The 13,926-nt window shown below is 50.6% G+C and carries 8 protein-coding genes and 1 tRNA gene; 5 read left to right on the top strand and 4 right to left on the bottom strand.

Going from position 1 to position 13,926, the window contains the following annotated elements; translation table 11 throughout:
* Positions 1-1,054 (bottom strand): excinuclease ABC subunit UvrC (gene uvrC, locus JSQ97_RS00625; protein ID WP_205074246.1); only part of this gene is annotated, 1,054 nt, incomplete at its 3' end.
* A gap of 7 nt (positions 1,055-1,061) precedes the next feature.
* Here uvrC and JSQ97_RS00620 point away from each other — a divergent pair.
* Together JSQ97_RS00620 and JSQ97_RS00615 are read left to right on the top strand one after the other, a co-directional pair.
* Complete coding sequence (locus JSQ97_RS00620; protein ID WP_205074245.1) at positions 1,062-2,756, top strand: fibronectin type III domain-containing protein; 1,695 nt, start codon at positions 1,062-1,064, stop codon at positions 2,754-2,756.
* A complete protein-coding gene (locus JSQ97_RS00615) occupies positions 2,746-5,880 on the top strand; it encodes a tetratricopeptide repeat protein (protein ID WP_205074244.1) in 3,135 nt (1,044 codons plus the stop codon). The genes JSQ97_RS00620 and JSQ97_RS00615 overlap by 11 nt, the downstream gene beginning before the upstream one ends.
* 34 nt (positions 5,881-5,914) lie before the next feature.
* Here the strand turns inward: JSQ97_RS00615 and JSQ97_RS00610 are convergent, their stop codons facing one another.
* Complete coding sequence (locus tag JSQ97_RS00610; protein WP_205074243.1) at positions 5,915-7,060, bottom strand: M24 family metallopeptidase; 1,146 nt, start codon at positions 7,058-7,060, stop codon at positions 5,915-5,917.
* 147 nt (positions 7,061-7,207) lie between these two features.
* On the opposite strand from JSQ97_RS00610, the gene JSQ97_RS00605 reads away from it, so the two are divergent.
* Positions 7,208-7,289: transfer RNA gene (locus tag JSQ97_RS00605), tRNA-Leu, on the top strand.
* A gap of 195 nt (positions 7,290-7,484) precedes the next feature.
* The gene (locus tag JSQ97_RS00600) at positions 7,485-9,368 is read left to right on the top strand and encodes an IdeS/Mac family cysteine endopeptidase (protein WP_205074242.1); all 1,884 of its coding nucleotides are present in this window, start codon (positions 7,485-7,487) and stop codon (positions 9,366-9,368) included.
* A gap of 170 nt (positions 9,369-9,538) precedes the next feature.
* Here JSQ97_RS00600 and JSQ97_RS00595 read toward each other — a convergent pair whose 3' ends face one another.
* A complete protein-coding gene (locus JSQ97_RS00595) occupies positions 9,539-10,780 on the bottom strand; it encodes a galactokinase (protein WP_205074241.1) in 1,242 nt (413 codons plus the stop codon).
* Between the two features lie 112 nt (positions 10,781-10,892).
* Positions 10,893-11,747 (bottom strand): Rpn family recombination-promoting nuclease/putative transposase, encoded by an 855-nt coding sequence (locus JSQ97_RS00590; RefSeq protein WP_205074240.1) that lies wholly within the window; start codon positions 11,745-11,747, stop codon positions 10,893-10,895.
* A 376-nt stretch (positions 11,748-12,123) separates the two neighbouring features.
* Between JSQ97_RS00590 and JSQ97_RS00585 the strand changes: the two genes are divergently transcribed.
* On the top strand, positions 12,124-13,779 hold the full coding sequence (locus JSQ97_RS00585; protein ID WP_205074239.1) for a putative manganese-dependent inorganic diphosphatase: 1,656 nt from the start codon (positions 12,124-12,126) through the stop codon (positions 13,777-13,779).
* The last annotated feature ends 147 nt before the right edge of the window (positions 13,780-13,926 follow it).

Below are 13,926 nucleotides of genomic sequence, written 5' to 3'. Positions count from 1 at the left end.
GGGTTTCCCCGCAGGAGGGGGAGCGAGCAACCGTGTGCGAGCGCGGGGGAGGGCTCTTCCCCGTATCGGTATAAGAATTTTCAATGTCGGATAGATTATTAATTAATAAATTCGGTATATAGATGTGCGGGGGTACTTCTGCTTTGTCGGTGTAGTATGCGTTGAAAAACTCTCCGATGAGTTCCGCGTCTTCGTTTAAGCTTACGGTGCGGTAGTTGCCGCGTCCTTCGATTTTTCCTCCGCGGAGTTTCAAGACGGTAAAACTTACGAGTTCTCCTTCCCTCCAATAGGCGATATAGTCGCGGTCGTCTCCGTCGAAGGTTTGGACAATGTTCTGTTTTTGCATGATCGAAAGAGCTGAAAGTCCGTCTCTCAGCCGCGCGGCTTTTTCGAAGTTGAGATTTTCCGATGCCTTTTGCATTTCCGCTTTTATTTTTTTTAGGGTGTCGTCGTCTTTTCCCTCAAGAAGGCTTGCGATTTCGCCGATGTATTCGGTATAGGCATCGTGCGAAATTTTTTTGCAGCAGGGAGCCTCGCATCGGCCGATGTGGTAGTAGAGGCAGGGGGCATCGCGTTTTTTGAGCGTTTTGCACCGCCGCACGGGATAGATGCGGTAGAGCGTATCGATAAACGTGTCGAGTGCACCCGCGTCGGGGTAGGGGCCGAAATAGGTCGATCCGTCTTCGAGGACGCGCCGCGTTTTGATGACGCGCGGAAATTCTTCGTTCGTGATCCGCAGAACGGGATAGGATTTGCCGTCTTTCAAATCGATGTTGTAGCGCGGATTGTGTTTTTTAATAAGATTGTTTTCGAGCAGAAAGGCTTCGTATTCGTTTGCCGTTGTGATATACTCGATCGAATCGGCGTGCGCGACGAGCAGTTTCGTTTTGATGTCTTTGCTGCCGGAAAAATACGAGGTGAGGCGGTTTTTCAGATTTTTCGCTTTGCCGACATAGATGACATCTCCCTGCCGGTTCCGCCACAGGTAGACGCCGCTTGAAGAGGGGGCTTGTAATGCCGTTTCGTGTAGTATTTCCCGTACCGCTTTTGCCATAGTGCCTATGTGTATTCCGTATAATAAAAAAATAACGATTTTATCCGCGCTTCGTCCAGTACGTGCGTTTGCCGCTTTCGTTCTTCGTCCGGTGCGCACACTTGCCGCTTCGCGGGCGCTTCATACGGTGCGCGCTTTCGCTTTATCGGGCGCTCTTCGTCCGGCGTATGCATTTGCCTTTTCGAGGACGCTTCGCTTGCGCGCGTGCCTTTTATTGTACGCGCTTTCGACCGTTTTGTGTATCCGTTCCGCCTTTGCCGATTCGATGACGATCGGCGGAAGCGAAGGCTGGTCGAAGCTTTCGGTGCGCAGAGGTGTCGCGGAGGGGACGGGGCGCTTCGGTTATCCGTGTATCGAGCTTGCCACCGACAGCCGTGTTCAGGACGCGATGACGGACACTCTTTTCGATTTCGATGCTCTGCCGTTTTCGGATAGGACGGGACATTACACTGTGAGTAAAAACGCGCTTTTGCTTTCGGGAAAATCGGCTATGGGCAAGGGAGCGGCTCTCGCTCGCGGTACGGGCGGCATATCGATTCGCGGAAAGGCGGGCTCGCTTTTCGGCACGGAAGGACCCGCTCCGTCGTTTTACATAGAGTTTTGGCTTTTGCCTTCGGTCGCGGAAAACGGTGAAGTCGTCTTTAATTGGAGATCATCGCGCAGCATCGGGCGGAACGTCGTATACCAGATGATCACGGCATCTTTTTATCAAAATCATCTTTCGTGGACGTTTTCGAATCTCTTCGACGGATACGATAAAGGAGATGTAACGCTTTCGGGTATTACGACGCTGATCCCCGGAACGTGGGCGCACCACTCTATCGCTTTCGATGAAGAAAGCGGGCACATCGAATACCGCGTGAACGGTATGCTCGAAGCGATCGCCTACGTTACGTCGACCGGCCGCGCATCGGGTTCGGTGTATCCGGCGTATTTCGGAGTGCCTGCGGATATCGAACTGTGCCGAAAGTTTACGGGAAGCATCGACGACTTTCGCATACAAAAGGGAACGTACGACGACGCGATGCGGCAAAAATCGGAAAACGCGTCGGCACTCGGATATACGAAGTACCGCGTATCGGGGGGGCGGATAGAAACGCAGCCGCTTTTGACGTCGGTCGGCTCTTCCCTCAATTCCGTGACGGCGGTGACGAGCGAGCCCGAGCAAACGGCAGTTCGTCTCTATGTGCGAAGCGGCGACAATATTTTCGGCTGGACGGATTCGTATCCCGCGTGGCGTCCCGTGCAAAGCGGAGAAGCGATTTCGGACGTAAACGGTTTGTATTTTCAAATAGCCGCAGATCTTTATCCCGACGGAAACGGATCCCGCACGCCGTCGGTTACGCAGATCGATATCGATTATACGGTGCCTCCTTCGCCGCTTCCGCCTTTTACCGTAAAAGCGGTTTCCGGTGACGGAAGCGTAACGCTTTCGTGGTCGCATTCCGTCGATGAAAGCGCAGGCGGTTATTACGTCTACTACGGCACGAGGCCCGGCGAATACCTCGGACGCATCGCGCGGGAAGGCGCATCTCCGGTCGATGCGGGATTTATGAAGTCGATGACGCTCACGAATCTCAAAAACGGAACGATTTATTATTTTGCGGTCGCATCTTATTCGAAAATCGATAAGCGGATAGTCGGTACGCTTTCGCGCGAAAGGTATGCGCGGCCGGAATCGGGCGGCAATTATGGCAAGTGAACGAGGCGAGGAAAATAAACTCGTTTTGCGCCGTGCGACGGCCGCTCTCGCTTCCCGCGATTTCGACCTTGCCGTGCGCTTGTATAAGGGATTGTTAAAAGACGACCCCGAAAACCGCGACGTGCTTTTTGCGCTCGGGGATGTATATGTCAAATCGGGCGACGATAAAAACGCGCTCGTCTATTACGAAAAAATTAATAAAATCGATCCGAACGATGCGGCCTCTCTCAACGCGACCGGCGGCATTTACCGCAGACTCGGACGCTATGAGGATGCCCTTCGCGTTCTTCACGCTTCTCTTTCACTCGGCGGGAAAAAAGCCGATGTGAATTATAATTTGGGATTTACGTATCGATCGATGGGAGGTTACGACAAGGCGATCGAGTGTTTCGAATCCGTTATCGCTTCGGATCCCGGCGATACCCTTGCGTACAATCATTTGGGCGTCATCTATACGCTCCGTAAAGAATATCAAAAGGCGATGACGACGTATAAGCGGGGTTTGCAGGTCGATCCGAATCATCCGGTGCTGCAGCTGAACCTTGCCGAAACGTATGAAGCGCTGCATGCGGACGGGGAAGCGGCTAACGCATACGAAGCCGCCCTCCGCGCAAAGCCCGGCTGGACGGAAGCCGTGCAAAGATATACGGCTCTTTTGCTCCGCCTCCATAAAACGGCTGCCGCCGCATCCGTCCTCGAAAAGGCGATTGCGCTCCATCCGGCCGACGCGGAGCTTTTCGCGTTGTCGGGCAGTGTAGCGCTCAGGCGATTCGATTATGACTCTGCCGTTCGGACACTGGAAAAAGCTTCGGCACTCGATCCGAACAATACGAGCCTTATCGCGTCTCTTGCCGTCGCATACGAAAAAAAAGGTGCGCTTGAAAGAGGCGCTGCGCTCATGCGTCAGGCGGAAAAAGATTTTCCGTCGGATGCCGCCGTCGGGGAGCAGTACGTTCGTACCCTTCTTTCAGCCCGTGATTATGTCCCGGCACTTGCAAAGCTGAAAGCGCTTTATGCGAAAAATCAAAACGACATAGAAATTCTCGACCTCTACGCGCAGTATTGCATTTGCAGGGGAGAGGATGAAAAGGCCGCCTCCTGTTATAAGAAAATAAATTCGATCAACGCCCGATATTTTGCCTATGAAAAATCCGCAGCGCTCCGTTTCATGCAAGCCGGACGATCCGATAAGGCTCGGAATTTTATCGCACGGTATCTTTCAAAATATCCGCACGACGAAGAAGCTCTCGTGCTCTCGGCACAGCTCGATACGTCCGAAAAGAAATTATCGTCCGCACTCGATACCTACCGAGCAGTTCTCGCTCTGAACGACGGCAATGTTTTGGCAAAACGCGAAGTCCGGCGCCTCGCGGAATTGCTCGTCGAAGCGGAAGGTGCGAAAGCCGATCGCACTGCGGACGGAAACGATGAGACGGCCGGTGCGGAAATCGTTATGGATTCTCCCGAAACGAAGGCGCTCGAAGCCGGCGTGTACGAAGTGCCCCCGTCACAAGAGGAGCCGTTCGACTTCGATTTGATGGGCGAAAGTCTTTTAAAAGCCGACGATGAAATCGATCCGTTTACGATAGAGGATAGAGAAGACGAAGAAGAGGATCCTGAAGCGGATGGATTGGATCTGCTCGTGCCGTTCGATCGGCCGATCGACAGAGAAGAAAATGCCCGTTCCTTAAAGGATGACGATCTCTTGGACGGGCGAACGGGACCTGCTGCGGGGATCGATGAAAGTCTTCCCGGAAATATCGACGACGGCTTCAGCACGGGAGCCGTCGATGTGGGATTTGAAACGCCTGTCGTTTTGCCGCGAAGCAGTCCCAAACGTATGAATTATGAAAACGAGCCGATTTCGATAACCGAAGACGCGCCGGCTGCCCGCCGTTTTTCCGACGCGTTGTCTCCTTTGTCCGAATCGCTGTCAAAGGTGCCGTCCTCTTTGCCGAAAGCTGCCGAAAAAGAAGTGCGCGAGGAACCTGCGATCGCGTCGAGAGAGCGGGCGATGTTGGGAGAGCCGTCTCGTGCGGAGGATGCGGGCGGCGGCGCGCGCGTATTGCCGGAGTCTTTTTCCCGCGGATACGATGCGGATCCCCGAATCGATACCGGCCGCCGCGCCTTTGCAGCGGAGCGCGGTATCGTAGAAGCGGAACGCCGGAAAGCTGAAGCGGATATCTCAGCTTCACGTAAACGTGCCGCCGAACTCGATGCCGTGAATGCCGAACGAGCGAACGAACTTGCCGCTTTACGCCGTTCCTGTGATGAAGCGCACCGGACGAGCAAAGCCGCGCGAGATGCCGCCGAGGATGCGCTGCGCCTTATCGGTACGGTAAAGCAAAGCGCCGAACGGATACGGACGGATGCCGCCCTCGCGGAGACGAGCGTAAAAGATGCGGCCGACGCGGCAATGAAAAAAATACGGGAAGCGGCCGAAAGAGCGATTTCCGAAGTGGACGAAAAAAGCGGCGAACTTATCGAGCATGCGGCGCAGAAAAAATATTTGCTCCGGGAAAACGCGCCCGCGAGAAATAAACCGACGGTGCGAAAAGAAGCGAGCGGAAGCGGAAATGTTTCGGAGCGTGCCGACGACGAAAGAGGCAGCATACAAGTGCCGCAAAAAGAATCGGCTCCCGTTCCCGGAGGAATCGAACGGAACGACGTACGGGCAGCAGCCGAGTTGACCGCCGCGCTCGAAAAAGCCGCGCGTGCGCTTCCCGACATAGCCGCCGCTTTGCAGAATAAAAAAAGCGCAGAGCAATTTGCGATCGAGTTGAAATTGTTTAAAAAGCTCCGTTCGATGTGCGACTTTTTGCCTTCGCTGCAAAAGGAAAAGTTTATGGCGAGCAGGACGCGGCTTTTGCTCGATTACGTGATCGCGCGTCTTTCCGGAAAGCCGGGATTGCTTGCGACGGCTGAAGTGCTCAGAAAAATAAAACTGCCGGCAGGGCTTTTGGAAAAGGGCGCATCGCCGTTTTCCGCGCTTACCGACGAGCAGCTTGTGCCGCTTGTCATCCACGATATGCGCACAAAACTTACCGATTTACCCGACGCGTCCCTTGCGGCCGCACTTGACGCTGCCGCATCGGAAGCTCTCGAAAACGCGCGCGGGCGGTAAGTCCGGCAGTCCGCAATGCGAATCCGCAAAACAGTTATAATTTAATAATTTTCGAATGCGTTATAACTTCGTTGCCGCTTTCGGTGATGAGCACGTCGTTTTCAAGGCGGCAGCCGCCGAGCTCTTCGTCGTAGAGTCCCGGTTCAAGCGTTACGATCATGCCCGGTTTAAAAACGAGGGTTTCGGATGCTTTGAGATTGACGCGCGGAGGCTCGTGTATTTCAAGACCGATCGCGTGTCCGAGACCGTGAGGCATTTTCCGTTTTCCCGCCGCAAACACTTCGTCCGCTTTGATCGCCGCATCTCTGATTGAAAGACCCTGCTTATACAGTTTGAGACATTCGTCGTACGCTTTTTGTACGAGATCGACGAGCTTTTCCTGCGCGGCAGAAAGTTTGCCGCGTGCAATCGTGACCGTCGTATCGCTCGTATAGCCGTTGACGACGACACCGAAATCGAGGATCGACAGTCCCGCGTTCGCCCATTTTCCCGCAGTGTAATTCGGAAAACAGTGAATGCCCCAGCTGCGATCCGGTCCCGCGGCAAGCGTGTCGAAGCCCGTGCGTTCGCAGCCGTGTGTGCGGCACTCCTTTTCGATGAGCAATGCGACATCCGTTTCGGTTGCGATCTTTTTCGATTTGATGCCTTCTTCGACCGTATCGATTATCAAATCGCCGATGCGTGCGGCTTCTTTCGTACACGCGATTTCGTAGGCGTCTTTTATCATACGCAGTTCGGTGACGCAGTTGTGCACGCTGTTTTCGCGGCAGTGGACGTCGCAGCCTTCGAGCGCGTCGATATATTTTAAAAATTCGGGATATGTCGTCGTCGTCGGCAATTCGACTTTTTTTGTTTTAAAGTGATCGCTTTCTCTCAGCACCGCTTTTACCGCATCGATTGCGGTATTTTTGTATTTCGTGTAGGGCACGACCTTATCCGCGTATGCGTATCGCTTTGCCATGATTTCATCCCACGGAACCAGAACGGAATATGCGTCGTCGAATACGATCAAAACCGCATCGCTTATGTGTCCCGAAAGGTAGCGCACGGCACTTTCGCGTTTTTCTTCGCTGTCGATAAACACTGCCGCTCCGATACCGTTTTGCTTCATAAACCGTGCGACGCGCGCCCGTCGCTCCGCATACATTTTTTTACATTCATCCGCTGTCGGCATTTTCATATACGTCCTCACTGCTGAAATTACTATACGATGCAATTTTGCTGATACTTTCAAAACCCGCATTCGATTTATACAATATAGCGATTTTTTTACGTTTCGAAAAGCGCTTGACATGCTTAGGCTCTTATGATACTCTTCTACCACTGCGCGGGGATGGTGGAATTGGTAGACACGCTAGCTTGAGGTGCTAGTGGCGCGAGCCGTGCCTGTTCAAGTCAGGTTCTCCGCATCACAAGGATTATCGGTTTTCCGGTGATCCTTTTTTTATGCCCGAATGTCTGTATGTGACTTTAAGGAATATTTTTACCGCGATATTTTTTACGGCGATATCACGATATTGACGGTTGTTTGACTTATTGGAGTTATTTAATTTATTTGATTTATTGGCTTGAAAAGAAATAAAAAAAATTGTATAATATACAATATGATACACAACATAAAATATTTATTTAAAAACAAGAATAAAACGATTTTGTTTGCGGTGATCGCTGCTTTGCTGTTTTTATCTTGTGCGAACGATTTATCGAAGACCGATACGGCGGTTACGGGCATTCACGTTAATTCCGTCGGTGATTCCCTTGCCGTCGTCAAAGGCGATACGTACCGCCTGCAGGCGAAAGTTTTGCCGGAAGAAGTGTCGGATAAAAGTCTCTCTTTTTCGTCAGACGACGCGGAAATCGCTTCGGTAGATGCCGAAGGATCGATTACCGCACACGATGTGGGCAATGCCGGCATTACGATACGCGCGGCAAACGGCGTGCAAAAGAAGATAAACGTTACCGTTCGACTCGGTGTTACTTCCATTGAATTCGAGGAACAGCCGGCAGATCCTGTTGAGTTGATTATCGGCGAGTCGTATGAACTCAAGTTGAAAGTAATGCCGGAGGATGTCTCGAATAAAGAGCTGAGAATCACTTCATCTGATGATAATATAGCATGGCCGAACGGCGATGGGAATCGCTCGATAAAAGCCTATCACGATGTCGGAGAAGCAACGGTAACCATAACCTCTGCGGATAATTCTTCTGTTATAAGAACAGTTCGTTTTAAGACGAAGGAAAAAACCACAGATCCCTCAATTAGTATAGACAACCCAACCATCTCGTATGGAAGTGATGAAGCCGATGTCACCTTTACGGTAAAGACGCTCAACGGAAAACTTAACTATACGCCTGAGGTTGTTGGCGGCGGAAAAGAATGGGTAAACTTTGTTTCGAAAAACGGCACAGATCCGGCTGAAGATACGGTAACGTTACACCTTAAGCAAAACAAAACCGTATGGGAAAGAAAGGCGTATATCAAATTTAAAGATAATAACACAAATAACTATGTCATTTCCGCAGGTAAGGAATTGCAAGTAGAACTTACGCAAAAAAAGAATGAGAATCCGAACGTAACGATAAAGTGGGTTGATGGCATAGGTAAGCCGACACAGGCTGAAAAGGAGCAAATTCCTGTTTATGGTGATGACAAGGGTGTTTATTGGAATAACGATAAGATTTTTTGGTGGAAAGAAAGTACTACTACAAAATGGTTTAACAATAGAAAAGTATCTCTTTTAGGAATACCAGCTCCCGAAGGTGCAGACGGAAATCAATGCTGGGCCAAAACCGCTTCCAATATGCTGCATTGGTGGTTTGTGCAGAATGAAGGTAACATAAACAAATACATAAAAAATAAATCGCAAGAAGAAAAAAACAAATATGCGCACTACTACAAAAGAGAACTTCCCACGGAGAGAGAAAAAGAAAAGAGCTATATAGCAAATACTTTCAGGATAAAAGCACATAACGGTAAGCTGGGGGATTATATTATAAGCGGACTTGCATGGTATCTGTATGGTCACCCAACTGTAACCCTGCCGACGATTAAAGAACAAGAGCCTACTTTTGAAGGACCAGCCTTGTTCAAAGACATTTTTAACACAGAAAAGACTCCTATTCAAGTTGAAACTGTGGATGGTAAAGACAGTTTTAATAAAATAATATTTAATGCTCTCGAGTCTAAAAAAGCGATCGGGATAAATATATGGGGTTCAAAGGGCGTCAATGATTATGCCCACGCCATAACACTTTGGGGAGCTGCCTTTGATGAAGAAGGAAACATTATTGCAATCTACGTTGTTGACAACAATTTTAAAGATAATAGAATATTTCCGTACGGGATCTGGTATAAAGACGGTAAACCGTATTTATTTAATTACGGTGTGAATAAATTTGTGCAAAATAGATATGTAGGTCAGGTAACTACCTTGGACAAAGGCGAAGAGCAGTGGCAGGATTGGCTGAGTAAAAACCCAAACCCCTAAACGGCTTTTACAAACGATACGGCAACTGTAAAAAAAATTCCGTGAGGTTTTTACGGTTACTTTTCAAAATACTATCGGGCATCTTGAAAAACTCGCCTTGAGCGATTTTTTCGGAAACTGCGCAGGGGGGCTTAAAAAGCGGGCGCACTTGTTACGGGTGTGCCCGTTTTCTATCGCCGTGCCGTTTCGATTTCCCGTACTCCGTCCGCGGTCGAGCATGTAAAAAAGGCCGCTTCGTAACCGATCGCTTTTACGTATGCGCGTTGTACGTTGTCGATAAATTCTTCCGTGCCGTCGTTTTTTACGAGCGCGATCGCACAGCCTCCGAAGCCCGCTCCCGTCATCCGAGCTCCGATGCACGAGCGCTCGGTATTCGCGGCATCTGCGAGCGTATCGAGTTCGATGCCGGTCACTTCATAGTCTTCTTTAAGCGATGCATGCGATTCTTTTAATAATGTTCCGAGCGCTGAAAGGTTTCCTTCTTTGAGAGCGCAGGCGGCTTTTGCAACGCGCTCGTTTTCGGTGACGCAGTGGCGCGTTCGCCTGAAAATCGTTTCGTCCGAGAAAACGTTTTTGCACTCGTCGAGCTGAGTCGGCGTCAAGGCGCACAGGTCGGGAATATCTTTTGTATTCGTATATCTACCGGCGGATGTGAGCTGAATTTTTGCCGCTTGTAAAATTGCGAGCGCCTTTTCGCACTCGGCTCTCCGTTCGTTGTATTTCGAATCGGCGAGCCGGCGTTTTTTCTGCGTGTTCATAACGACGAAACGGCAGCCGTCGAGCGCAAGCGGCACATATTCGTGATCGAGCGTTGCGCAGTCGAGCAGTTCCGCCGTATCTTTTTTTGCCGTCGCGATGATGAATTGATCCATGATGCCGCAGTTGACGTTCATGAATTCGTGTTCGCTTTGCTGCCCGGCGAGCGCGATATCTTTGCGCGAAATGCCGAAGCCGAAAACTTCCGAAAGCGCGTACGCGAAACCGCATTCGAGTGCGGACGACGATGAAATGCCGCCTGCGGGCGGGATATCGCTTGCGATGAGTGCGTCGAAGCCGCCTGAAAAGACGCAGCCTCTTCGTTTTAAAATCGTTACGATGCCGTTGAGATAATTTGCGTAGCCGTTTTCTTTTTTGTATGCGAACTCGCCGCGTATGTCGAAGTCGTAGACGCCCGGAAATTTCAGGTCGCGGTACGTGATGCGCGAATCGTCCCGCTTTCTGACGGCGGCGTAGAGGAAGCGGTCGATCGCTGCGGGAAACACTTTTCCGCCGTTGTAGTCGATGTGCTCGCCGATGATATTGATGCGTGCGGGAGACGCGAAAACGCGCACGGCGTCTTTGCCGCTTCCGTAGATTTTATTAAATTCGTCGGAAAGTTTTTCCGGTGCGATTAAATTTGAAAGGGTATCCATAGCGGAGATTTTAACACGAAAAAGGATGGACGGCAATCGAATCCGACGGTTTGTAGACGGAAATCAATTTTTACCTAAAAAGGCCGGATGTCGAGCTTTACAGCAAATATCATTACAGTTCTTCGATTTCCGCTTCCGAAAGACCGGTCGCTTTCGCTATCACTTCAAGATTCATCTGCATATCCGATAAAATTTTTGCCGTTTCCCGTGCTTTTTGATACGACCCCGCGGCGATACCGTCGCGTCGGCCTCTGCGTATTCCCGCAGCAACGCCCCGCTCAAAGCCGATCTTTTCACCCAACTGTGAACCCTCTCTTAGTAAATCATCTTTCCAAATATTCAACGACATATACCGGCTCCTGAACTTTTCGTTCCGTTTCGCTTTTTCGACAAGCTCATCGATGTGCTGTGTAAAACCGCTCGTCGCCCGCCTCTCGCAAAGATACTCCAACAATGCGCTCAATTCAGGCTCATCTTCTTTACCGTAGGCACCCACATTATAAAACACCTTATACGATTTGTCATCAAGAAAAAGAGTGCCCTCTTCACTGCATACGCTGCGGAATGTATAAACGGGTAAGTCCTCTCCGAAGGGATCCTGCGTACAGATAAAGATGACGTAGCTCTCTTTTAATTCCGCGTAACTTTGTCCGCGTAAGAGATTATCGACATCCATGAGGCTTTGGTAATAGCGTGTGCGTTTGGGAAGAGAAGGCGGGATCGACGTTTGTATTTCGATATCGAAGATGCGCTCGGGATCTGAGACATAGACGTCAAGGCGTATACCCTTACTTTCGTAAAAGGGTGCTATTGTTTTTTGCAGGGAGGGATATTCGATTTTGCCGACTTTGATGTGTAATAAGCGCTCCAATACGCCTTTACAGATACCTCTGTTTTTCATGACGGTACCGAACATAAAGTCATCGGTAAAGGAGAGGTCGTCGACGGGTTTATGGGTATATTCCATAGCTGCACCTTCGGTTATTGAGATAGTGCGGCAAGGAAGCCGCTGCAATATATATCGTTTACAAAGTGATAAATTACGCGGTTTTTTGTAAAAATAAACGAAAACATCGTTTCCTGCGCGGGGAACTTCGCGCTTCGCGCTCGTTGCAAGGTTGCGCGGGGAACTTCGCGCTTCGCGCTCGTTGCAAGTGGCGCGGGGAACTTCGCTCGATGTACGGCACGGTGTCGCTTCGCGTCCTCATTGAAATGGAAAACTCTGGACCGCCTCATTACCCATTAAAAATGGATTTCTGTGACGCTTGTATCCGACGCTTGATGGATTTTCGTCTCGGTTATGATTGTTTGACAAAGGGAGCGATTTGCACGAAAATATTGTTATGAAAGAAAAGACCGTTTACATTATCGGACATAAAAATCCCGACACCGACTGCGGCGCTGCGGCCGCCGCGTATGCGCGCTTAAAAGAGCTGCTCGGTCAAAAAAATTATATCGCGTGCCGTGCGGGGCATTTTTCTCCGCAGACGGAATACGTGTTCAACCGCTTCAAAGTGCCCTATCCGAAATATATTTCCAACGTCGTTCCGAAAGTCGCCTACTTTATGAGCGGTTCGTGCGATGCGGTCGGGGAAGACGAATCGGTGTGGGACGCCATCAGCGCGATGGACAGACTTGAAAGCCGCGTGCTGCCGGTCGTCGATGAAAACGGCGCGTATATGGCGATGCTGCATTACAATATATTTGCACAAAACGTGCTTTCGGTTTTAAATCCCGAACACAAGACGACATTTCCGGCAAGCATCACGCTCATTGCGCGTACGATACATGCGCAGCCGATTATCGTCAAAAATGAAAACGCCGTGTTTAAAGCGTCGGTGATCGTCGGGGCTGCATCTCTTGAAACGTTTGCAAAAACGCTTTCGGAGCACAACAGCGAAAACGCCGTCGTCATTACCGGAGACCGTGAAGACATACAGAGTGCGGCGATCGATGCGGGCGTCAAGCTCCTCATCATCACGCTCGGAAATGCGCTGAAAAAAGAGCTGCGCGAAAAGGCCGAAGAGCGGGGAGTGTCGGTCATCATCAGTCCCTATGCGACGTCTGCGACGGCGATGCTTATCCCCTATGCGACTCCCGTTTCGGTGATGGCGGACGTCGACGTTCCGGCCGTGCATCCGGAAGATACGGTAGCGAAGATACGCCCGCTCATTCAGGAATCTCCGTGCCGCTGTCTTCCCGTCATCGACGACGACAAAAAACTGGTCGGTCTCATTTCCGAACACGATCTCTTGCAGGAGCCGTGCATCGAATTGATATTGGTGGATCACAACGAAGCTTCTCAAGCGGTCGACGGCATCGAACATTACCGCATACGCGAAGTGATCGATCATCATCGGCTCGGCACTCTTTCCACCGATTATCCGATTACGTTTATTTCCAAGCCCATCGGTTCGACATCGACTCTGATAACGAATCTCTACCGCGAAAACAAAGTGCCGATCCCGCGCGAAATCGCAAGTATTTTGCTGTGCGGCATCCTCTCCGATACGCTTATACTGCAGTCAGCGACGGCGACGGACGAAGATCGGGAAACGGCAGCATACCTTTCCGATATCACCGGTCTCGACGTCAAGCAACTCGGCAAAGACGTGATCGCCGCCGGCAGCCGCATCAAAGGGCGGAGCACGCACGACCTCGTCGGACAGGATATGAAAGAGTATGTGCAGGGCAAAGTGAATTATACGGTGAGTCAAATCGAAGTCGACGATACGAAAGAGATTTTCGACCGCAAAAAAGAATTTATCGAAGAGCTTGAAATCGAGCAGCGTTCGCGAAAAGCGCTTTTTTCGGCGCTCCTCGTTACGGACATCACGCAGCTGTCGAGTATGCTGTTTTTGGTCGGGGATGAAAAATTTTTATCGCTCGTTACCTTTCCGCGCCTCGAAGAGCATATCTACTATTTGAAAGACGTCGTGTCCCGCAAAAAGCAGCTCATCCCGCTTATGACGGAACAGCTGCACGCATACGAAGCGTAACGGAAGGCTTTGAGGACAGGGCAAGCGCGCCTGTATCTACGATGACAAGTTCAGGGCTAAAATACTTTTTTCATGCTGGAGCTCTGACTTTGAACGGCAGGGCGCTTGACAGCCGTCCGAAAATGCGCTAATAATAAATCACTGCAT

It is taken from the genome of Treponema sp. Marseille-Q4523 (assembly GCF_016901105.1).
Classification (GTDB): Bacteria; Spirochaetota; Spirochaetia; order Treponematales; family Treponemataceae; genus Treponema_D.
Note: the sequence above shows the minus strand (reverse complement) of the source record. Positions and strands in the feature narration are given on the sequence as shown.